This is a genomic window from Paenibacillus sp. UMB7766-LJ446 (assembly GCF_030226665.1).
GTDB lineage: Bacteria > Bacillota > Bacilli > Paenibacillales > Paenibacillaceae > Paenibacillus > Paenibacillus vandeheii.
On sequence record NZ_JASOYM010000005.1, the window covers coordinates 267,383 to 289,897 of the forward strand.

Annotated in this window: 21 protein-coding genes and 1 tRNA gene; 15 read left to right on the forward strand and 7 right to left on the reverse strand. The window is 47.3% G+C overall.

What is annotated here, in order from left to right:
• Nucleotides 1-135 precede the first annotated feature (135 nt).
• From QP794_RS15115 to QP794_RS15130, 4 genes are all read left to right on the forward strand, one after another.
• Nucleotides 136-546 (forward strand): GntR family transcriptional regulator, encoded by a 411-nt coding sequence (locus QP794_RS15115; protein ID WP_079349832.1) that lies wholly within the window; start codon nucleotides 136-138, stop codon nucleotides 544-546.
• Nucleotides 539-1,237, forward strand: a complete 699-nt coding sequence (locus QP794_RS15120) for an ABC transporter ATP-binding protein (RefSeq protein WP_285077856.1) — start codon at nucleotides 539-541, stop codon at nucleotides 1,235-1,237. The genes QP794_RS15115 and QP794_RS15120 overlap by 8 nt, the downstream gene beginning before the upstream one ends.
• Nucleotides 1,234-1,974, forward strand: coding sequence for a hypothetical protein (locus QP794_RS15125; protein ID WP_285077857.1), 741 nt, complete (start codon nucleotides 1,234-1,236; stop codon nucleotides 1,972-1,974). Before QP794_RS15120 ends, QP794_RS15125 begins: the two co-directional genes overlap by 4 nt.
• Nucleotides 1,975-2,109: 135 nt before the next feature.
• Nucleotides 2,110-2,607: an LURP-one-related/scramblase family protein gene (locus QP794_RS15130; RefSeq protein WP_285077859.1), complete on the forward strand. Its 498-nt coding sequence runs from the start codon at nucleotides 2,110-2,112 to the stop codon at nucleotides 2,605-2,607.
• Nucleotides 2,608-2,787: 180 nt separating this feature from the next.
• On the opposite strand, the gene QP794_RS15135 is transcribed toward QP794_RS15130, so the two are convergent.
• Nucleotides 2,788-3,681, reverse strand: a complete 894-nt coding sequence (locus tag QP794_RS15135; RefSeq protein WP_285077860.1) for a WYL domain-containing protein — start codon at nucleotides 3,679-3,681, stop codon at nucleotides 2,788-2,790.
• Entirely contained in the window at nucleotides 3,629-4,984 is a 1,356-nt protein-coding gene (locus QP794_RS15140) for a helix-turn-helix transcriptional regulator (RefSeq protein WP_285077861.1), read from the reverse strand. The genes QP794_RS15135 and QP794_RS15140 overlap by 53 nt, the downstream gene beginning before the upstream one ends.
• Before the next feature lie 240 nt (nucleotides 4,985-5,224).
• On the opposite strand from QP794_RS15140, the gene QP794_RS15145 reads away from it, so the two are divergent.
• The 6 genes from QP794_RS15145 (at nucleotide 5,225) to QP794_RS15170 (ending at nucleotide 11,031) form a co-directional block, all read left to right on the forward strand.
• Nucleotides 5,225-5,293, forward strand: a tRNA-OTHER gene (locus QP794_RS15145).
• 6 nt (nucleotides 5,294-5,299) lie between these two features.
• Nucleotides 5,300-5,551 carry a hypothetical protein gene (locus QP794_RS15150; RefSeq protein ID WP_350338872.1) on the forward strand — a complete coding sequence of 84 codons (252 nt, stop codon included), beginning with the start codon at nucleotides 5,300-5,302 and terminating at the stop codon, nucleotides 5,549-5,551.
• Between the two features lie 26 nt (nucleotides 5,552-5,577).
• Entirely contained in the window at nucleotides 5,578-6,381 is an 804-nt protein-coding gene (locus QP794_RS15155; protein ID WP_285077862.1) for a nucleotidyltransferase domain-containing protein, read from the forward strand.
• 18 nt (nucleotides 6,382-6,399) lie between these two features.
• Nucleotides 6,400-7,857, forward strand: a complete 1,458-nt coding sequence (locus QP794_RS15160) for a methyltransferase domain-containing protein (RefSeq protein WP_285077863.1) — start codon at nucleotides 6,400-6,402, stop codon at nucleotides 7,855-7,857.
• On the forward strand, nucleotides 7,854-10,532 hold the full coding sequence (locus QP794_RS15165) for a polynucleotide kinase-phosphatase (protein ID WP_285077865.1): 2,679 nt from the start codon (nucleotides 7,854-7,856) through the stop codon (nucleotides 10,530-10,532). The genes QP794_RS15160 and QP794_RS15165 overlap by 4 nt, the downstream gene beginning before the upstream one ends.
• A gap of 247 nt (nucleotides 10,533-10,779) precedes the next feature.
• Nucleotides 10,780-11,031 (forward strand): RNA-binding protein, encoded by a 252-nt coding sequence (locus tag QP794_RS15170; protein WP_079349822.1) that lies wholly within the window; start codon nucleotides 10,780-10,782, stop codon nucleotides 11,029-11,031.
• A gap of 192 nt (nucleotides 11,032-11,223) precedes the next feature.
• Here the strand turns inward: QP794_RS15170 and QP794_RS15175 are convergent, their stop codons facing one another.
• Nucleotides 11,224-12,144, reverse strand: coding sequence for an AEC family transporter (locus QP794_RS15175; RefSeq protein WP_024633438.1), 921 nt, complete (start codon nucleotides 12,142-12,144; stop codon nucleotides 11,224-11,226).
• 120 nt (nucleotides 12,145-12,264) lie between these two features.
• On the opposite strand from QP794_RS15175, the gene QP794_RS15180 reads away from it, so the two are divergent.
• The 3 genes from QP794_RS15180 to QP794_RS15190 all read left to right on the forward strand — a co-directional run bounded on the left by QP794_RS15180 (nucleotide 12,265) and on the right by QP794_RS15190 (nucleotide 15,133).
• Nucleotides 12,265-12,780 (forward strand): mismatch-specific DNA-glycosylase, encoded by a 516-nt coding sequence (locus QP794_RS15180; RefSeq protein ID WP_285077867.1) that lies wholly within the window; start codon nucleotides 12,265-12,267, stop codon nucleotides 12,778-12,780.
• Between the two features lie 198 nt (nucleotides 12,781-12,978).
• Complete coding sequence (locus tag QP794_RS15185) at nucleotides 12,979-13,551, forward strand: RNA polymerase sigma factor (protein WP_079349820.1); 573 nt, start codon at nucleotides 12,979-12,981, stop codon at nucleotides 13,549-13,551.
• Nucleotides 13,532-15,133 carry a DUF4179 domain-containing protein gene (locus QP794_RS15190; RefSeq protein ID WP_285077868.1) on the forward strand — a complete coding sequence of 534 codons (1,602 nt, stop codon included), beginning with the start codon at nucleotides 13,532-13,534 and terminating at the stop codon, nucleotides 15,131-15,133. The genes QP794_RS15185 and QP794_RS15190 overlap by 20 nt, the downstream gene beginning before the upstream one ends.
• A 147-nt stretch (nucleotides 15,134-15,280) precedes the next feature.
• On the opposite strand, the gene QP794_RS15195 is transcribed toward QP794_RS15190, so the two are convergent.
• A complete protein-coding gene (locus tag QP794_RS15195; protein ID WP_285077869.1) occupies nucleotides 15,281-16,336 on the reverse strand; it encodes a LacI family DNA-binding transcriptional regulator in 1,056 nt (351 codons plus the stop codon).
• 484 nt (nucleotides 16,337-16,820) lie between these two features.
• Between QP794_RS15195 and QP794_RS15200 the strand changes: the two genes are divergently transcribed.
• A complete protein-coding gene (locus tag QP794_RS15200) occupies nucleotides 16,821-18,140 on the forward strand; it encodes a glycoside hydrolase family 125 protein (RefSeq protein ID WP_285077870.1) in 1,320 nt (439 codons plus the stop codon).
• Nucleotides 18,141-18,446: 306 nt separating this feature from the next.
• On the opposite strand, the gene QP794_RS15205 is transcribed toward QP794_RS15200, so the two are convergent.
• Nucleotides 18,447-19,502 carry a Gfo/Idh/MocA family protein gene (locus QP794_RS15205; protein WP_285077871.1) on the reverse strand — a complete coding sequence of 352 codons (1,056 nt, stop codon included), beginning with the start codon at nucleotides 19,500-19,502 and terminating at the stop codon, nucleotides 18,447-18,449.
• 75 nt (nucleotides 19,503-19,577) lie between these two features.
• A complete protein-coding gene (locus tag QP794_RS15210; RefSeq protein ID WP_285077872.1) occupies nucleotides 19,578-20,465 on the reverse strand; it encodes a sugar phosphate isomerase/epimerase family protein in 888 nt (295 codons plus the stop codon).
• Nucleotides 20,466-20,595: 130 nt separating this feature from the next.
• Here QP794_RS15210 and QP794_RS15215 point away from each other — a divergent pair, with 130 nt between their 5' ends.
• Nucleotides 20,596-21,483 (forward strand): helix-turn-helix transcriptional regulator, encoded by an 888-nt coding sequence (locus QP794_RS15215; protein ID WP_285077874.1) that lies wholly within the window; start codon nucleotides 20,596-20,598, stop codon nucleotides 21,481-21,483.
• A gap of 124 nt (nucleotides 21,484-21,607) precedes the next feature.
• On the opposite strand, the gene QP794_RS15220 is transcribed toward QP794_RS15215, so the two are convergent.
• Nucleotides 21,608-22,291, reverse strand: a complete 684-nt coding sequence (locus QP794_RS15220) for a serine/threonine protein kinase (RefSeq protein ID WP_024632500.1) — start codon at nucleotides 22,289-22,291, stop codon at nucleotides 21,608-21,610.
• Nucleotides 22,292-22,515 lie beyond the last annotated feature (224 nt).

The window sequence follows — 22,515 nt, forward strand, 5'->3', positions numbered from 1 at the left end:
AGAATCAAGAGCAGATCTCAGGATCTGTTCTTTTTTTTGTGTGTAGAAGGCTATTTAAATAAATGGGCTTTACAACATCAAATCACTAGTGTACTATGTAACTAACACACAGATACAGAGAGGAGCGAGAATATTGTGAGCATCGAATTTGACAACAACTTGCCCATCTACCTGCAGATCATGCAGTACATCAAAAGACAGATCGTAACAGGCACTCTTAAGGCAGGCGATAAAATTCCTTCGGTTCGTGAATTGGCGGCCGAATTACAGATCAATCCCAATACGGTACAACGGACATTCCAGGAATTGGAGCGTGAAGAAGTGGTCGAAACCAAACGGGGTCTGGGCCGATATGTGACAAGTGAGGAGTCGAAAATTATGACGATCAAAAAAGAGATGGCTGGCGAATTGCTGGAGCGTTTTCTGACAGGAATGCAGGAGCTGGGCATTGATGAACAGGACATCGTAACCATCGTGGCAGATGCTGTTGCAGACGGTAAGCAGTCACTGGGTCGCGATGGAAGAGGAGGAACATTGAATGAGTAATATTCTTGAGCTGAACAATATAAACAAAACGTATGGCAGCAAGAAGGCCCTACATGACATCACATTGGATATCGCACCAGGCCGAATTGTAGGTTTGCTGGGCAGCAACGGAAGTGGCAAAAGTACCCTGATGAAGCTGGTTGCAGGTTTGCTGCACCCCAGCAGCGGAGACATTCGCGTAACCGGAAAACAGGTTGGATTGGAAACCAAGTCGCTGGTATCCTTTATGCCGGACCGGCCATTGACCGAGAATTGGATGAAGGTCCGGGATGCAATTGCGTACTACCGTGATTTCTATGCTGATTTTGATGAAGTTAAAGCCAGAGAGATGCTTGAATTTATGAAGCTTGAAGAGGGAGTGCGGGTACGGCATTTGTCGAAAGGCATGAATGAACGACTGCAACTAACACTGGCTCTTTCCCGTAAGGCTCGCCTCTATTTGCTGGATGAACCGATTGGCGGGGTAGACCCGGTTGCCCGGGGCAAAATTCTGGACGCCATTGTGAAGTTCTACGATGAAGACAGCAGTCTGATCATTTCTACGCATCTTGTAACGGATATCGAACGAATTTTTGATGAAGTAATCTTCATTCGTGAAGGTGAAATGGTGATGCGTGAAGAGGTTGAGACCCTGCGTCTCAAGTACGGAAAAAGTGTGGATGAAATGTTCAAGGAGGTCTATGCAGAATGATGACGTTACTGAAGTACGACTTTAGAAGGAATTGGAACACGCTGCTTGCCGGGCTGGCAGTATTGATTATCGTGCAAATTGGGCTGGCAATGTTCATGTCAGATATAACAGGCAGCGTTATAGGTGTTATGGCATATGTCGGTGTAGGCGTGTCTATTTATGTGAAGATGATTAAGACGTACTGGTCCAATATCCGTTCGTATAATCGCCGTCTCGTTCCCGTAACAGGACTGTCTCACGTTTTGTCTCCTATAATATTCGGAACGCTTTGTGGGCTGGGACTGATGGTTGTAGCTACCATTCATTACTTCATCTTCAGTGCAGCGCACACAGATATGAACTTGGTCAGTGCCATTAATATGTCGGGCATTCATGTTTCCGATATCATTTCTTTGCTGCTGTTTGTCTGGTGGGTAGTATTGTTCATAACCGTCATCATCTTTCTCTCCATATCCATTGGAGGCAGCTTCCGCTTTAAAACAGGGCCCTGGATTAGTATCATTGCATTCTTCGTATTAACCAATCTCATTAGCTGGTTGGAGAATATTATCTTCTCAGGTCGTTTTAACCCGAATGAATTATTTCAGGTCACGGAAAAAAGTACAGGGATCTCCATTACGTCCAATCGGATCTTGTGGTCACAGGGAACATGGTGGAGTGTTATATTCGAAATCATCGTGGCTGTGATTTTGGTTGCAGCTGCTGTATACCTGAATAATAAAAAAGTGGAAGTGTAAGTAAAAGTTCTGTCAGCTGCAGGTTGAGCTGACAGTTTTTTTATTTTGAAGCATTTCCCAGTTCTTATACGTAAATAGGGATATATGTCTTTTGCAATAAAGGAGAACATTTATTTCTTATGAGGGAGGAATTCCATGGAGCTCTATTTCAGAGATAATTTCTTTAATGCAGGGTACACCGAGATTATGAACCATGAACAGGAACAGGCAGGTCATCTCGATTTAAAAAGCGCCTTTGGCTCATCGCTTGATGTATTCAATAACTCGGGGCTGATCTGCAGCGGTAAATTTCGCATGTTAAGCAATCGTTGGGAGGTGACCTCAGGCGATGGAAGGGAATGGGGTGTCTTACGGGCGAGGATTAGCTTCTTCAGTAAAAATTATGAATACGATGCCGGACCGCGTGGTGTGTATGATGTCTCCGCTCCGGCGTTCTCACAGGAATATGATATTACCGGGATGGGGGGCAGAACAGTGGCCAGCTTCAGGCGTACAAGTGGCTGGTTCGGTTCTGGCGCGTTTGTGTTAGACAACCAATCAGAACATCTGGATACGTATGAATTGATTGCGGTTGTGATGGGTGTGCATGCGATTAACAAAAGAAGGAATTCAGCTGCCAGTAGCGGCACGTAGAAATAGACGAGTGGAGTGGGATCGTGCTAGGAACTCGAATAGAGCCTGCTCAGTTCGTTAAACGTTCGTATCGAAAATCATCAAAAGGGACCGCCACGTCATCTTCATGACTATGGGGAGCCCCTTTGTATATTGTGGAAATTTATCAACAGCTTATCGGCCACTCAGTTGACGTGCACGTTAGGCAGAGTCACTTCCGTCTACCTCGATGAAAGGCTCCTCCACATGCTGGCTCCGCACTCCTTCATAAGTTCGTTCAGGCTGTAATTCAGTCCCAGATTCCGCATAGCGTGCCAGCACTTTGGCGGCTGTCTCAGACATTCGCGCTCGAAGTGCAGCATTGTCTGCGATCCGTACCCGTTTGCCCAGAAAACGCATTTTGGACAGCACATAATCCATCTCATTCCGAGGAATCGTCAGCTCAATCCGATAGGTTTGTTGTTCTTCTTCATATTCAACCTGCTTCTCGAAGCAGGAGAAGGCGTACAGAATCCGCGACAACTCCTGGTTGAATTCAGGCAGTACTTCAATGGTCACGCTTGTCTTCCGATTCTCCGTCAAATTAGCGATTTTGGTAGCGTATCGAGAGGCTATCTCCGGTTCAACATACTGAGCCTGCACCGCAATAATGCTGTGCAGCTTGGTTGACATCAGCTTGCCGAAGCGTGGAGCATACCAGAGCACGTACCATTCCTTTTTGACCATGGAATATTCAAGCTTGTAGGGAAAACCGAACTGATCCTGGCTGATGCGTCCATTGCGGACACGCCCTGTCAAACGAAACCCCTGATGATGCAGAATCATCTGCCGTAACGGTTTGAGCAGCGGATGAAAGACGCTGTTTTCTTCACTTTTGGCCTTTTCGGTCAGATAATCCTGAAGGTCCAGATCCTGCTCCGCATCCAGCATGTCATGCATTTTGTGCAACGTGTCGGGGTTCAGCGCTTCCGGTGCGGCGGGGTGATTCAGCATCATGCGCAGCCAGGCTCGTTCCTGTGAGGTCCAGGTGAACAGTCCGGTTTCATTCAATCTCGTCATCATCTGATAGTTGAACATCTTCTCGAACAGATTCATAATATTGCGCAATCTCCTTCCATTCCTTAATCATCTCCTGACGCAGCCTTAGTGGAGCAATCACCTCGCAGCTTGAGCCAAAACTCCGAAGCCACGGCTTAATCTCGGTGGTACCGTTGACCTGAATTTCATACAGAAAGGTATGTTCCGTTTCGGGCGTAATCGTTCCCCATTGACCTTGCAAACGTACCCGATCCAGAATGAAGTTACGCTCACCATCCCGTGGATGGAAGAATCGGGCTTGAACCGTCACGGTGTTCCCCGTATCCACCAGCCAGCTGTAGCGGCTGATCTCGGCCCACTGCTGCTTCAATTCGAGCATATATTCTTCTTCAATTGCATCCTGTTCCTCCAGCTGCGTAATGCCTTCCATCCGAAATTTCACAAAGCCACGGCGCCCTTGATATCCAATGACATACCAGCGGCCATACTGATGATCATAGACCACTTCAAGGGGGATGATCCGGTTGGATCGACCGCCTGCTTCCCGTTCAAAGCGTGGATTCGTATTCTGCGAGCTGTAGCTGGACGGTTTTTTGGGTGAATAGTACAGGAACTGCACATGTTTTCGTTGTCGAATTGCACTAAGCAGGGTGTACAGATGCGCTTCGTCCAGAATGCGGGAATAATAGTGGTACTTGTATATAAATGGTTCGGTGGCTTCTTCCTGCGGATAACTTGTTGCAATGGCTTTTTTGAGACTGTCGCGTAATAAATACCCCTGTACGGAAGGAACCTGGGTGTTCGCCATAATATCCACAAAATCATACAGCTCCAGCTGTTCTTCCACGGTTAGCCCCGTAAGTACATCCTGCTGCAAAAGGTAACGATAAGGTCTACCGCCAGATTCCTTGCGGATCACTCCTACTTCTTCCAGATACTTCAGATCTGAACGAATTGTCTTTTCGTCAGGCAATGCCAGATCCTCCGGCAGATCAGCGCAGCAGGCATCCAGCAGTTCCATAGCGGTTAAAGCTTGATCCTGTAAGGTATGCAAAAGGACGGATAGACGCTGAACTTCAGTCTCTTTCATCGACTTGGCACGGAATAGGAAGAGCAGCATCGGTTCAGCGGATTCCCCATACTGGAAGCGTACAAGCTCTGCCATTTCTTTATTTTGTTCCGAACCGGTGCGTTGGTCCGCGACGGTTTGCATGATTTCTTTTAACCTGCGTTGGGTTTTATCAAAAGTATGTACGGATATACCGAGCCGCTCGGCGTATTGTTTACGGTTGTACGCGCCGCTTGTCAGGGACAACATGCGCAGAAATTGAATTTCTTTGTCAAAGCTCTCTTTAGCCATGAGCATTCACTCCTTGTTATCCCTTCATTGTATCAGGATGAGTGGCCGGTTTCATTTTAAACTTATGGAGGTTGAATCAATTTCATCATACCTTTAGCTGCTTCAATCGTTACAAAACGATCATTTAATGAGTTATGAAATGGATTCGTCGCCATACTTTTGCCATGTTCGCGTGCAAATGCATGAGGCATAATAAGGGTTGTGAAGCAGGGGAGCAACAAGCTCTGCGGATCAAGGTTCCGAGGCGCCAGGGAGGGTTACTTCGACTGTTAATCGACCAGGTCGTTGGTTCGAATCCAATCGCCTCAGATCATTATGATCACTGATGAACAGCAGAATGAAGGCAGTCCGTTATATGCCGAGCTTGAACGTTATCGCCGGATAATGAATCCAGAGTTGAAGGCCTTTATCGTGGATATTGCACCTTATCAGCAGGCAATGGTACCACCACGTGATGGTAAAACTTTTTATATCTATGGCTGGAGTGAAACGGTATTGACATATATTGCCGAGACTGTGGCGGGATATGATACACTCGCTAACCGGGTGCGGGCGATGGATATTTAAATTGGGAAGTGTGGAGGGCAATGAAGATGACTTATGTTCATGAAGAAATGAGAGATACGATTAGACAGCAGCTGAAGCAGATTGAACAGAAGGAGAACGTACGGATCATCTATGCCTGTGAATCGGGCAGCCGGGCGTGGGGTTTCCCTTCACAGGACAGCGATTACGATGTTCGTTTCTTGTATGTGAGACCGGTGGAATGGTACTTGTCCATTGAGGATAAAAGGGATGTCATCGAACGCCCGATCAGTGATCAGCTTGATATCAATGGTTGGGATTTGCGCAAAGCCCTGAAGCTGTTTCGCAAGTCGAATCCACCGCTGCTGGAGTGGTTGCAATCTCCGATTCAGTATGACGAACCGTACAGCGTGGCAGAGCATATTCGTGCACTGTCGCCCTTGACCTTCTCACCAAAGTCCTGTATGTACCATTATCTGAATATGGCGAAGGGAAACTTCCGGGATTATTTGCAGGGTGAGCAGGTGAAGATCAAAAAGTACTTCTATGTGCTGCGCCCACTGCTCGCCTGTGGCTGGATCGAACGTTATGATTCGATGCCGCCGATGGCATTCGAAGAGCTGGTGCAAGAGCTCGTTCCTCAGAGCGCGTCGCTCTATACGGAAATCCATGAACTGTTGCGCCGGAAAAAGGCAGGCGAGGAACTTGATCTGGAACCGCAGCTGCCGGCAATACAGGCTTTTTTGGCGGAGAAGATCGCGCATTTTGAACAAATGGCCACTCAGATGGAGAATGAGCAGGTTATTCGATATGAAGAATTGGACCGGATCTTCCGTTTTGCACTGCAAGAGGTGTGGGAGGTAAAGGTATAAGAAGAAGGAGGAGATCTGATGCATCTAATATTGAAAGCAAGAGGAGCAGGGGCAGGAGCTGTATCGCGCTTGTTGGCGAAGAATCCACATAACGTATATGACCGGACGGAAAAGGGTGCGCGTGTACGAATTGTTTATATCACTGATACAGAGAGCGAAACCGAAGTGTTGATTCATGCCGAGCCTGATCCTGTTGATCTGGTAAGAGGTACTCCGAACGGTTACGACATTACACAATATATTAACGACCGTGAATTTGTAACGAGCAGTTTGTTCTGCTCCTACATACGCTCTGCGCTGGGGACGGCGTTGAATGGTAAACCGAAGGAAGACTATTTGCAATGGGTGGAGCACCCGTTTGATATGGAGCTGTCATTTGGACCCGTGGCATCGGACCTCCCTGATCGGGTTGTGGAGGAACTATTCTCGTCACTAGGCTACACAATTACCCTTGAGCGTGATGAGTTGTCTTATACGTTTGATCTGAAAAAGAATAGTACTGTCCGCCATATCAGGCTGAGCGGACAGGTTACAGTACAAAATGCACTGCGTCAGTTATTTCTGCTAATTCCAGTGTTGGACAACTACAAACATTATTTCATTAGTGAAGATGAGATTGATAAGATCAAACGTTATGGCGAAGGATGGCTGGAAAACCATCCACTGAAAGAGCTTATTGTCCGACGCACACTGCGATTTTCCGAATTAATTCGGAAGTATGAGCACCAGGAAGGGAACCTGTCCGTCTCGGTTGAGCGGGCAGGTGGAGTGAATCAGATTTCAGATAAGGGAATCAATGAGAGTGATGAAGGGATTCAAGATACCTCTGCAGGTGAGCTTGAGCGATCTGAGTCACCAGTAAGGTTAAATGAACTGCGTTATCGAGCAATAGCGGAAGTAGTTGAAGCTCTTCCATCTAAGCGACGTATTGTCGATATGGGAGCCGGGGAAGGTAAACTTTCTGCCCGCTTGGCCTATATTTCGGGCGTGGAATCCATTCTGGCCGTTGAGCCATCAGGTCAGTCACGGCTTCGGGCCATGGAGCGCTTCGCGAAGCTGGAAGACCGAAGCGGGATCGTTGCTATGCCGGAGCCTGTGATCGGCTCGCTGTTTTATTTTGATGAACAGATGCAAAATCAGGATGTCATGATCCTGTGCGAAGTGATAGAGCATATCGAAGCGTATCGCTTGAACGGGATTATGGAAACCATTATGAGTGATTATCGACCCGATGTGTTGCTGGTGACAACTCCAAACAAAGAGTACAACGAAGTGTATGCGATGGAGCAGGATAGCTTTCGTCACCATGATCATCGTTTCGAGTGGACTCGGGCGGAATTGGCAGCCCAATGTGAAGAATGGGCACTCAAAGGAAATTATGACTTTGAAATAAGGGGTATTGGTGAGTGCGCAGAGGGATATGGACAACCTACACAACTGGTCATTTTTGAACGGAGAAAGGAGAATCAACTATGAAGAACAACAGGGAGCCTAAAGAAATAGAAGATACAGTCAGGCGCCAGGTCGATGGTGCGAAGGGTTTGGAACAAGTACAGCGTGAAATTCGCTTGCCGCATGCAGGCATCGTCGTTCTGGTAGGGCCCTCAAACAGTGGGAAAAGCACGTTGTTGGATCGTCTCGTTGTAGAAGGTGTCATCCGAAGAACCGAGGCGGTATCATCTGATCAATTCCGAATGCTAATTGGAGATGACGAGTATGTGGATTGGAAACATAGGCCCCGTAGCGAAGCAGATGTAATCTATGCCGAGTACCAGCAGGTATCGGCCAAGGCGTTTGAAGCAATGGAAGCCATGCTCGCGACCCGTTGCCGTCTGAACAAGCTGACCTGGGTTGATGCCACACATCTGTATCCGGAGGATCGTCAGCGGTTGATTCAACTGGCCAGAAAAGCTCATGTGCCCGTGATTGCTGTGGTGTTGGATATCCCTGAAAAAGAACTGCTCGAACGTGATGCTCAGCGAGAGTATCCGCGCGGACGTCAGCGGGTGAAACAACAGGTTCAGCAATTCAAACGCACACTACGCGCCATTCGTGAAGATGGCTTCGACGCTAATTATGTGCTGAAGCATCCGGAAGACATCTCGTTTGTCCGTACATCCAACCCACTTATAATCGACATGGGTACAGGTATCGATATTATTGGAGACATTCATGGCTGTTACGAGGAAATGATGGAATTAATTCTCCGACTCGGATATGTGGATAAGGATGGAAGCGGGCTATACCATCATCCAGAAGGAAGAAAGCTGGTCTCGGTTGGTGACGTAACCAGCCGGGGACCAGAATCGCTGAAGTGTCTGTTGTTCTGGCAGCGGAATTGTGCATCTGGACTCGCCTACATGATCGACAGCAATCATGGGTGGAAAATAGGACGCTATCTGGACGGTCGTGATGTTACATTGAGCCATGGCGATGAACATGTGGAGGCCGAGCTTATTCAGTTGGAGCAGGAGCAAGGTAAAGAAATGGCACAGAAAGTGCGAACAGAATTAAGGGCATTTCTGCTTGATGCACCATCTCATCTGATTTTTTCCCGAAATGGCGTACGTCAGGTGGTCGTAGCACATGCCGGGATTCGGGATCACTTTATCGGAAAACAGTCCAAACGCATTCAGGATTATTGCCGCTACGGCGATGTGGAGGGAACGGATGAACACGGAAGACCGATTCGCAAGGATTGGTACGTAGATCACGCTTCCGGTGAATGCATTGTCTGGGGACACGATCCGCATCCATATCCAACGATAGTGAATGATACGATCAATATTGACCAAGGCGTTGTCTTTGGGGGGATGCTCACGGCGTGGCGGATGCCGGAACGCGAGGCAATTAGTGTTCCAGCGAAGCAGGATTACGCTGAAGATCCGGACAGTCCGCTCAAACGATGGGAACGGCGGAGATTTGCTCCACCTAACTTGCGCAAGTTCAAGGAAGGATTCACAGTGCAAACCGGGTCCCGGATGGATGTATCCATTCATTCTGAGGTGGCAAAAACGGCGATCGATACCTTTTCCCATTTTACCGTACCGTTGGAGGAACTGGTTTATATCCCGCCCACGATGAGTCCACCACCAACAACTTCTTCGATAGAAGGATATTTGGAACATCCAAAGGATGCGTTTCAGTACTACCGGTCTCAGGGCGTTACTCGAATGGTAGCGGAGAAAAAACATATGGGAAGCCGTGCCATTGTGCTCCTGTTCCGGGACGAACAGGTAGCTGAGAAGCGAATAGGAAGACCAACGCTGGGGAACATTGTGACCCGGACGGGCCGCTCCTTTTTTGACAGGACAACTGAGAAGAATGTGTTATTAAGATTACACACGGATTTGATCGCAGCGGGCTATTTTGACCGTCACCAGACGGAGTTCGTATTACTCGATGCAGAGATCGTACCCTGGAATCTGAAAGCGCGGGAGCTAATCTCCTCGCAGTATGCACATGTAGCTGAGGCTTCGTTGATGGATCGGGAGTTGGTGCTTCGAAAGTTGCATGATGCTGAAGCAGCCGGCCGAAATGTGGAGGAGTGGTTGCAGGACACAGAACGTAAGCTCGCCAATGCTAGAACATTCCGCGATGTATTTCAGAAATATTGCTGGGATGTAAAGAATATCGGAGATATTCGTATTGCACCGTTTCATACCTTGGCACATAGCACTGGGGCGTTTTGGGATCAGACGCATGAGTGGCATATGGAGCAAAATCGTGAGTTCGCCCGGATGTCCACGATGATGATGGAAACGGAATACCGTGTAATCACCAGTAGTGCAGATGAAGAGGAAGTCATTCGTTGGTGGGATGAGATCACGGCTGAAGGACATGAGGGCATTGTCATCAAGCCGGAAACATTCCGTGTCTGGAACGCCAACAAAATGATCCAACCTGCGATTAAAGTACGAGGTCGTGCGTATTTGCACATCATTTATGGTATGGATTACCTCGCACCGGAAAATTTGTCCCGGCTCAGCAAACGCAAAACGTCCAAAAAAGAGCGCCACGCTCTGATGGAGAGTGCCTTGGGTATGGAGGGAATTGAGCGTTTTGTGCGCATGGAGCCTGTGGAAAGAATTCATGAATGCGTGCTGGCGACATTGGCTCTGGAGTCTGAACCGGTGGACCCACGTTTGTAACAGAAATGGTGAAACATGAGACTTCCGATTCCTTTGGATGAAAGGTAATTGGGCAGGTTTGGTACATCCAAGCCTGTTTTTGTTTATTTTTCGTCAAAATATTTCCATTAAGATAATTAAAATAAGGAGTTTTAACGTCAATATAAATAACTAAAGCCCTATATCCTTCCATTCTATTCTGGGTAATAATTAATAGTAAGCAAGTGGTCATCATAATCTCACAACGTAACGATAGGGGGTAACCTGTATGGCGTCATATGTACTGCTGGTGAAGCAGATGGAGGACGATGAAAAGGTTATTTATCGATTCGGACCGAATGAGCGGAAGATGGGACTCATTGAAATGAATAAGGTCAAGGAAAGTGTGAAGGAACTGGAACCTGTTCAGGTGGACGGGGTAAGTCCAAGTTTTTACTTCAATCGGGCCGCGCAGCGACTGGTGCGTTGTTTGTTCAGAGAAGGTGGCAAGTTCCCGGAACGGACGACGTTTGAATCTTAGTTCTCTTTAGACTGACAAGTCTACAACGGATTTGATCAGATGGAATATGCAGGTAACAAAAGAGGTTCAAGCGCACCCGGAGTATAGGGCGCGTTTGGACTTTTTTAAGTTGAGCTGTCATCAACCGCTTAACAAAAAAAGTTCACAGCTCCTTGTGGGAGAGTGAACTAGTCATTTTATAAAAGTATAAGGTCAGAATGTCTTTGCAAAAGAAATAAGTGCGGTAATCGTAATGATGTTAAGCAGCGTCGAGATCAGAACTGTCTGGGCGGCAAAATCCGGCTCGTTATCATATTCCTCCGCCAGAATGGACGCATTGACTCCGGTAGGCATGCCGGATGCAATAATGAGCGCCTGAGCAGCGATGCCTTGCAAACCGAGCAGCAGCACGATGGAAATCCCAATGGCTGGGCCAATCAGCAAACGCAAAAATGTGCTAATATACACATCAAGACGATACAGGCGGATCGGATATTTTACAATTTGCGCTCCGAGTGTTAATAGGGCTACAGCCACCATACTTTGCTGCGCATAGGTCAAAGGCATGGACAGGAAGGTTGGCAGTGGGATATTTCCCATATGAAACAAAATGCCGAGCAACAACGCATAAGGAACGGGCATTTTTAGAAATCCAATGATCACCGCACGGTAATTGCCTTTGAGCTTCGCACCCTGAATGGACAACACACCATAGGTAAAGGTCAGCAATGCCTGTAAAGACATGACCAATGCCTGGATGGAAGAGGCCAGTGGATCGCCACGGAATACCAGGGAGTTAATGGGCAGGCCATAATTGCCTGCGTTGTCCAGCATGATACTGTTGTTGAAGGCGGCCTTCATGCCTTTATTCATACGAAGCGAACGTGCGAACACAGACCCCACAATATAGAGAATAACTACATATAAAGCGTAAAAAAGCGTAACGGTTCCGAGCAATTCACCCGACATATCGGAGTGATACATGCTCATAAAGACGGCTGCGGGGGTAATACAATAGAAATTGATTTTGGCGAGGGTGTACAAGTCCAACTTGAACACCTTTTGCATCCAGGACCCGACGGCAATCAGGAGAAAGACGGGTAGGACGACTTCAAGCATGATGTCTGCAATCATCAGTTCAGCTTCCTTTTTCATGAAAATTTCAGTCCGATTCGAAAATACTTCAACCATTATATCATTTTATACACAGATGAAAGATGTAAATGACTAAAAAAGATAAGGAGGCTTTTCTTTATGATTCCAGATCATCTGGATTATGGTTTATCGATCTTATTTATCGGATTTAATCCCAGCATTACGTCTGGAGAGACAGGTCATCATTATGCTTACAAAGGAAATCGTTTCTGGCGCATTCTTGAACGCTCCGGATTGACCCCTCGTTTATATGATGCACAAGAAGATGGAGAGTTGCTGAAGCTGGGATATGGATTTACGAATATTGTGGCCCGGCCGACAAGGGGCATGGACGATATTACGAAGGAAGAATATGCAGAGGGACGGAAGACTTTACGGCAAAAGCTGGAGGAATACCGACCGGACATCGCCTGTTTCGTTGGAAAAGGGGTATACACTCAGTACAGCCAGCGTGCCAAAGCGGAATGGGGATTTCAGGACGACCCGGTCGTCAAAGAAATTCATGAATTTGTTGCCCCGTCATCCAGTGGATTGGTACGCATGTCGATGGACGAAATCGTAGCGATCTATTCACAGCTTAGTGATTTTGTCTCAGAGAAAAGCAGGGACGACTGAAGAAAGAAGCAAGGAAAGAACTTTGAATTACAGTCAGTGCAGCGTCACAAAGAACCAAGAATGGTTGTAGAGTTCGCCCATCCGGTTTTCATCTGGTGGCGCGAATTCTTTTTTTTGGATAAAGTGAGAGGTTTCGGGAAGTGCTTCCGTCTATATAGTACAGAACCATGCATGGAAGCTGTAGAGAAGGGGGATTACATGACTCAACAGATACCAGAGGAGGAGCTCATTCAGCGTATTATTGCGGGGGACAAACAGCTGTTTGCTGTGCTCGTGGATCGATATAAAAATAAAGTATTCGGCATTTTGCGCGGAATGGGTGCGAGTCATCAGGATGCACAGGATCTCGCTCAGGATACGTTTCTGCGAATTTACCGTTATCTTCCGACACGAAGGGAAGGAAGCAGTTTCTCATCCTGGGTGTACACCATCGTTGTTAATCGGATGCGGGATTTTATGCGGCAACAGAAACCCGTGATGACTGCTGTTCATACGGGCTTGGAACAGACCAATGGTGAAACGCCAGAGAAGCATGTGCTGCATAAGGAGATGCAGCGTGAAATCTATCGGCAGATGGAGCAACTGCCGGAATCGTATCGGCTTGTGCTGCTGCTTAAATATACGAATGAGTTGAGCTACGAAGAGATTGCAGATATCACGGACATGAGTGCCGCCCAAGTGCGTAATGCACTTTACCGGGGGAAGAAAACGTTGAAGAAACAAATGGAGCGCAAAGGAGGTTTATCAACGTATGAAGCCTATTCCAAATGATGAGGATCGATTGTGGGAACAGCATTTGTTCCGTGAGGAACCGGATGCGGACTTTACGCTTGAGGTGATGCGGAAGCTGGATGGCGTGTCTATGTTGAGCGCAGAAGACGAGAATCCGTTTACGAAAAAAGCCTCCAAGTCCCTTTGGATGCGCCGTACTGGAATCGCAGCGGCGGCAGTTGTAATCCTAGTGGGAGGGGCCTGGTTTGCTTTTGATCACACTGCAAAATCCAAACAACCCACGGTAAATGCCGTAAATCAGCGGCTTCCCGACATCCCTGTACCAGAAGAGATAAGATCTGGTTATCTGACGGATGATTACAAACGTCTGAAACCACTTGATCTTGTCATTAACCCGAAAATTCAAATTGTAGATCAGGGGTACACGCTCAAGATTAACGATGTCCTAGTGGATCGTTCACAAATTATTATTTTAACAGAACAAAGCAACCCTGAAGGCAGCTTGATACCGATTGTTTATCCGGAGGCGGAAAGAATTCATGTTACAGATGAAAAAGGGAATAGTGTTGCTTCCATGGCGGTAGATACGAGGCTTAGCAGTGGGAAGTATCAAAGATTCGTATTCCAACTTAATGATGATATTCCAGATCAAATATTTGTACGGGGAGAATTAAGTTATTTAAAAATCCCTGATCATTATAATATTGATACTGGAAAAATTACAGCAAGTAATACAACGGTCGATTGGAGCTTCCAATTCAGCATCGATATGACCAAAGCAAAATCAATGGCTGTTGAGGCTCCCATGAACAACACTTACACTACTCCAGAGGGCTTAAAACTGGATATGACCCAGCTTGTACGTACGCCAAACGGAACCCGGCTCGACATGAATGTGAGTCTGGATGATCAACTTCGTGCTAGAGTGGGAGAGAATTGGGCGGAAGATATGGACATCATTTATCATATCGAAATCCCGGAAACGAATGAGTATCGAATTTTTAACGAGAGCAGACCCAATGCCCGTCAAGCCAAATTCCGGCTCCGAGATATGAGTAGACTGAGTGAGAATAATGATGGTGAGATGAAGCTTTCTGAGACATGGGACCCTGCTTATGTTACGGTGGATGCGAAGAAGATTCGCTTTGTCCTAGATGGCTACACCATCCCGGTGTGGGAGGAGAAGTCCGTTGAAGTGGATCTGGAAAAGATGCGTAAGGATGCTGAAATTTACACCTACGTACTGCAATTTGAACAATATGGAGATGAAATTTTAGTTTCTGATTTCAATTACAAACCGGTGTGGGAATCCTATGACAAAAACTCCTCACTTGTGCTGGAGGGAAGAGGGATGTTCCAAAATGCTGTTAATGGCGATCGCTGGGTGGCCGTAGATTCGGAAGGAAAAGAGTATCCTGTTCAAGTAATCGGTTTTCCAGACCGGCCTAATAATAACGGAGAATACGTTGCAGACAATCTGAAATTGGTTATCCGTGGTTTTTACAAAGAAAACGGAACGAAATTCACCTTAAAAAGAACAGCAGTAATTAATCGAGAGTATCGTGATGTGAAATGGGAAGTAGATCTTCCGTCGTACACAAGCCTGCCTTGGCAGAAATAACAGTTATGAATGCAAAGAACGGAACGGAATAAGCTTGGATGAATAACAAGATAGTGATGAAAGGCCCCGCATAATAACTTGCGAGGCCTTTTTGGTATTCCAATAAAGTTAAGTTGTGCTGATGCTAAAGAAGTTGCGCACATTGAGTTAAGCCGATTCCCGTGGAATAAGGGCTGTGGATAACATCACCGTTTCCTTCGGTGTACCAGGGCGTTCAATCCGACGCTGCAAAGCCTCGATCGCGCGCTGACCGAGTTCCTCTTTGCAGAGATTGACTGTGGTCAGGGGAGGAGACGATGTAGCGGCGGCATGCACATTGTCGATACCGATGACAAGGCAATCCCCGGGCGTGGAGAAACCCATTTCCTGCAACTTATTCATCCACTGCAAGGCGATATCATCATTGACACCAATCCAGGCATCGGGTCGCTCGTCCTGCGGCATATTTTTGATGGTAGCAGCCAATTGATTGATCCATTCCCCGTTCTCATAAGGAATATTCCATTCTCTGAACGTGGTCATACGACTGCTGTCTGCGTGAAAATGGTTCAAGGCCAGCTCGATGCCGATCTTCCGCTGTGCGAAGCTGGCAGCCCGGCCATCATCTGTAATCAGACCGATGCGGCGGCACTGCATCGACATTAAATATCTCGCCACAGTAATGCCTGCTTCCAGGTTATCATGGCTGATGGTATCACAGTTCAACAGTGGCTCCTGATGATCCACGAGCACAATTGGACGACCTGTCTGAGCCAGTCGTTGCAGGACAGCATGGGGGAAAGCACCCATGACGATGACACCGGCACACCTTTCCCAGTCCAAGTGAGGAGCGATTGCCCGTTCAGGGGATGTGTGTTCATCAGCGACTCCCAGAGAGGGGGATACGATGGCATGATGCCATCCTCTTTCATTACAGGCAGAGATCATACCGGAGAGTACACGCTGCCAGTAGTGCGGTTCGCCCCGGTTGAGCTGATTCATGCAGATAAGAGCAAACGGCGGCTCAGATTGATCTTCATTTCCAGTGGGCACAGCGCTGCTGCCTGGGGTGCTTTGGCGATATCCCAAGGCGCGGGCTAATTCCAGCACACGGGCACGAGTCGCTTCACTTACGCCTGTTTTGCCGCTGAGCGCTCGGGAGACAGCATATTTGGATAATCCAAGCTGGTCAGCCAGCGACTGGATGGATACTTTACGTGACATTTCATTACTCCTTCATATGTAAACAATTTGCATAAAGCCAACGAGCCATTTCAATCTATATAAATTGAACAAAACATTTACACGATAACGGAGAGGACAGAAATAACCTGAAGAAGCGGAGCTAAAAGCTTTCTGAAAGAAAGCTGCATCGGAAGCATACGCTCCGCCTTTATCCCCGGATTTTTCCCTTTGAAAAAGGGAATCCAAAAAAATCTGGGGATAACAGCGATCGGAAGTTTGTTCTGTCATCGGAGTGGCAGGTGTAAATATTCTTTAGTTCAATTTATATATACAAGATATAATCGAATTTATTTTTTCGATGAACCATCCGTTATGAATTGACGATCATGCTCCGGCACAGTACACTTACAAATAATAATGTTATTATAAATTATCATAACGAAAATAACAATAAAGCGCAAACTGTTGAATACATTCAATGAAACCATTTTTGGAAAACTTCATCTCAAAGGAGACGACATCCATGGAACAGTTCAGATTACCGAAAATCCCCATGCCGCATCTGGAATTGCCGCAAGCTGTGCAGAACATTCTCGCCGAGGCCGAGGAACAGCTTCAACATAGACCGAGATTGCTGGCACAGTTCCGTAACTGTTTTCCCAACACGTTGGAAACGACGACAAAGCTATTGGATGATGGAACAACCTTTGTAATTACAGGGGATATCCCGGCCATGTGGCTGCGTGATTCAGTGGAGCAGGTGATGCACTACGTACCGCTGGCAAAGGAAGACGAACAGCTGCAACGCATTATTGGGGGGCTGATCAAACGGCATACGTTCTATGCGGACATCGATATCTATGCCAATGCGTTCAATGAAACGGCTAATGGATGGCATTGGGATGCAAATGATGAGACAGAGATGTCGCCTTGGGTGTGGGAGCGCAAGTTTGAGCTGGATTCACTTTGTTTCTCTATGCGGCTCGCCTATGCGTATTGGCGTGAGACGGAATTGACGGATATATTTGACGAGCGTTTCAAGAGGGTGATGGAGAGTGTGTTACATCTGTGGAAAACGGAGCAGCGTCATGGTGAGCAGTCTCCATATCGCTTTATGCGCCGGAATTGTCCAGCCCATGATACGCTCCGCAACGACGGATTAGGGATGCCTGTAAACTATACCGGGATGATCTGGTCCGGCTTCCGCCCCAGCGATGATGCATGTGATTTTCATTATAATATCCCGGCAAATATGTTTGCAGCGGTGACTCTACGCCAAATGGGGGAGATTGCAAGGTGGGTATTTCGAGATGAGAAGCTGGTCAGCGAGATGGCGCATCTGGAAGAAGAAATACGACACGGTATTTCCTTATACGGTACTTACCGTCACCCCGAGCATGGGCAGATCTATGCCTATGAGACGGATGGTTACGGCAACTTTTGCCTCATGGATGATGCAGGTACGCCGGGGCTTATGTCTATTCCGTATTTCGAGTATGCTTCCACAGAGGATATCGTGTACCAGAATACACGCCGCTTTATTTTGAGCAAGGAAAATCCATTCTATTATGAAGGACAAGTCGCCAAAGGCATCGGCAGCCCCCATACACCTCCAGGATACATCTGGCACATGGCGCTTTCCATGCAGGGTCTCACTGCAGATAATGATAAGGAAATGCTGGAGATGATTGAGCTGTTGGAGAACACGGATGCAGGCACCGGGTACATGCATGAAGGCTTTCATTCGGATGATCCAAACACGTTCACACGTCCCTGGTTTGCTTGGTCCAACAGCCTATTCTCGCAACTAGTGTACAAAGCAATGAAAAAAGGAATTCTATAAAAATAATGTAATGTCAAAAAAATAACTGTCTGCAAAGCAGCCGTTCCGGTTACGAATCGTTCTTTCGATCGCTGTTATCCCCGGATTTCCTGATCGCCTTTTTGCAAAGTCGAAATCCGGTGATAAAGGCGAACACTTCGTTTCTCCAGAATCGATTTCGTCCCCTGCACTACTTCGCGTTTTGTCAGAAACTAATTTTTTGCACCTTGTATAGGAAAGGGAAGTAGGTAAAAAACAACAACAAAACCCAAACTGTTGAATTTTTGCAGTTTGGGCTTTGTTTAATATGAAATAAGAGGTACTTCGTTATACAGTCTTCATCAAATCAGCAATGAACACCTTTTGACCTGTGCGGGCACTTTCAAGAGATGCGAGGACCATGGCCATGCTGAACTGGTTGTCACTGCAATCGGTCTCAGGCCGTTGCCCGGACTCCAGCGCTGCGAACATGTCTTCGAGGCACCCGTGATGTCCTGTTTTCTCCATGACAGGCTGCTCTCCTTCAATCCGCTCACACGGTTGGAAAAAGGAAGGCTTGCCTTCTGCATCCAGATGCTGTGCAGAAACGACTTCAGCATAAATGTCATCATGCCCATCCCAGATTGCGGTTCCTTTTTCTCCTGTTACACGCCAGGATGCTTCCCATGAAGTAGGAACACCTTCTGTACACCAGGACCCGCGATAGTTAAACACGGAGCCATCTGACATCTCAAAGATGCACAATGCCATCGCATTTCCTTTATACCACGACCCTGGAGGATTGAATTCGTGGCAGTAGACCGAGACCGGATTCGCACCGAGAATATATCGTGCCTGGTCGAAGGTGTGAATCGCCATATCCAGCAGCAGTGGACTATCCATTAGATCGCGAAAGCCTCCAAAATGCGGTCCAAGGAAGAAGTCTGCCCCTGCAAAACCGACCTGACCAATCGTTCCATCGGAAATCAACTGCCGGTAGGCGCGAATACTCGGATCGAAACGGCGATTTTGCATCACTGCCTGAATGTTACCTGTACGGCGTGCAGTCTGGACAATGTCTTCACAGTCAGAAAAGGATTCCGCAAGAGGTTTTTCGCCGAAAACATGACATCCTTGTTGTAACGCCGTCATAGCAATATCGTGATGGCTCGCTGGAATGGTGACATCAAATACGATGTTGGCTTCTGTTGCTCGAATGGCCTCACTGATATCCGTAAACGTGGGACAGGAAAGGCCGTGTCGTGCAGCGAGTGCGACAGCAGTCTGTTCATACAGATCGACAAGCCCTACAATTTCCGTGTCCGGCCTTTGCATGGCGTAATCGACCCAGGTGTTAGACATGGCCCCACAGCCTGCCACAATCACCCGATAAGGATGACTCATCCTATCATCTCCTTTTGCTTTTCATTTTCTTTGTTCTTGCAATGGATATCATGTAACTCAATGTTATTCCCGTTTCTATACCGGATTGGGAACAAAATCCCCACCGCGACATTGTTTTAAATACCTTAGTGCGTGTACCTGTCCGGTCATTTCGAGTTCGTCTTTGTAGACAGGATCATGCCAGCCTTCAATATCGATTGTTCCCTGATACCCGTTTTGTCGCAAAATCGTAATGATGTCAGACCAGTTGGTATCGCCGAAGCCGGGCGTACGGTGCCATACAAATTCACGTGGGCCGTGAACGCCATATTCTTTGACGATGTCCCAGGCGATGGTGGCATCTTTGCCATGCACATGGAACACTTTAGGCGCCCACTTGCGCAGCTGCGGAATAGGGTCAATCAGGCTGGACATTTGATGGCATGGCTCCCATTCCAATCCGATGTTTTCAGCGGGTACCGCATCGAACATCATCTCCCAGGCGGTTGGATTATGTGCAATGTTCCAGTCGCCCGTCTGCCATGTACCACCCATATCACAGTTTTCAAAAGCAATGCGCACACCCCGGTCCGCTGCCCGGTGTGCCAGTTCTCCAAACACTTCCTTGAACCGTGGAATCGATTGGTCAATCGGCTGATCGGTGAGTCGTCCAGTGAACCCGGAGACGATGTCCGCTCCGAAGAGCTGGGCATGGTCAATAGCCCGTTCCCAGCTGGCCAGTGTGTCGGCGTTATCCCCGGTTCCAGTAAGCGGATTGCCAAATACACTTACTGCAGAGATGATAATTCCCTGTTCGTCGACGATTTCACGGACACGTTTCGCTGTTTCGGCGAGGTCCAGATCACCCGTCGTTTGCCAGAAGGTCAGATTGAAGGATTCGAAGCCGTGTTTCATGATCTGTGGAATGACGCGGACTGCGTCGTGGCCACCTACGAGGGTGCCTATGCGTAACGGATTATTCATGGTTGTATTTCACTCCAATATTGGCTTATAGTACTTCGTGACACACTCATTATAGCCGGGCGTCTGCCGGATGGCTCTATACAATCTTGTGCAATATTAGTCTGATCTTGTGGGGGAAGGGGGGGAATGTATGCTGGATCTGAAAGCGCTTCACGAAAATACCCGCATTGACCATAAATCTCATCCATTTCAGCTGTTCCAGAATCGTTGTCAGGGGATGAAAACGGAAGAATGCATTCTGTATTTGCACTGGCATGAACACTTTGAACTGATTTTTATGCGAAAGGGCAGTGCACTGTTTCATATCGACAGCAGGCCCTATGTCGCCCAAGCAGGTGAGGTTATTATCATTCCTGGAGGGGCACTGCATGTCGGGTATGCACTGGAGGAAGGGGATATCAACTATGATTCAGTCGTGCTCAACAGCGCATTATTTCATGATTTTACCCATGATCCCGTTCACTTGAAATATGTTGCGCCATATCTGGAGGGAAAGGTAAGGTTCCCGGTAAAACCGGCGGAGCAGAACATAGTCTGTCAGGGCTATTATTCCCTGTTGGATGAAGCTATTGAGGAGATGGCCTCACAGCCGCCAGCCTACCAACTGGTTGTGAAGTCCAAGCTGCATGCCTTGTTCACCCTGCTTGCACGAACATTTATGCCACATCAACTTTCTGATAAAACAGCCCAATCCTATTTTCCCAATCGGGAACGATTCAAACATTTGATTGAGCAGATTGAAGCGGAGCCGACAGGAAAAATGTCTGTTACCGAGGCAGCGGGCCAGGTGGGGCTGAACACGTATCATTTTTGCAAAATGTTTAAAAAACTGACCGGACGCACCTTCGTGGAATATGTGAATGGATGTCGAATGACAAAAGCCGAACAGCTGCTGCAGGAGAGCAGTATGACCATTACCGAGATCGCTGCTCAGGTTGGCTGCGAGAACGCCAACTATTTTACAAAGCTGTATAAACAATATAAAGGGATGACACCCTCCCAGGGGCGGTTGAAATGAGAGTCCTAGTGTCAACATCGTCAACATTGAACATACAAAAATCCGGATACTCGCGCATTTCTGGCGGTGATCCGGATTTATTTTATGAATATCAGAACTACACTTGATCTGTTTATGAAGATGCTTATTTCATGAATTTGGAGAATAGTCGGTTAGCCTTTTTGGAGAGGTCGTCCATTTTGACGTTGGCCTGATCCAGTTGATTATATCCCCATTTGATCGTTTGCAGCATGCGTGGGGATATGGGCGTACCTTTGATCCGTGGATAAATGTTGTGATAGGCCCAGACGAGATGCTCCCAGCGATTATCATTGCCGTCCTGAATATACTCCGATACGTCGATGACTTTCCCGCGTCCATTCTGGAGAATTACATTTTTCAGGTGAATGTCCCGTGGGTTCAGGCCGCGGCTGCGTACGGCTTCACGCGCTTCGTCTACATCGAGCATGACCTGCTCGGGCACCGGGATTCCCTTTTCCAGACATTCAAGCAAGGTATCTCCCGCTTCAAAACTGATCACAAGAATATTCCGGCCGCTGCCGTAATAGGTAGGGAAATAAGGCAGGCCTTTGAGCTGTTCATAAACCTGTTTTTCATTTTCGAGTTTGTCCAGGGCATGATCTGAGTACATCTTGAAGGCATACTGCGGCAATCCGTCATACGTAAATACCGCCGCATCCGTTCCTGTGCCAATGCAATTCAATCCTTCTACATGGCCTATGATGTTCACGAGCTCATTCCGGTCGCTTCCGATGACTTGGATTTGTTGTAATGCTTCTTCCGCCTGGAACCAATCCGGTCGATTCATGGGTGGTGCCTCCTTTTAGGATATGCCTGTACGATTCATCTGTCTAATTGCAAAATCCTGTACTCTATTTAGTATAGTATGCGTTCTGCGCTGTCATTTCATCTTTTGGTGATGTTACTATATAAACGTTACGCATTGAATCGGAAACGGTTGCGGTTAGAAGAAAATAACGGAAGGGTGCTTGCGGCGTTTTTGCCCTTTCCTATATACTGTGAGCATTAAGG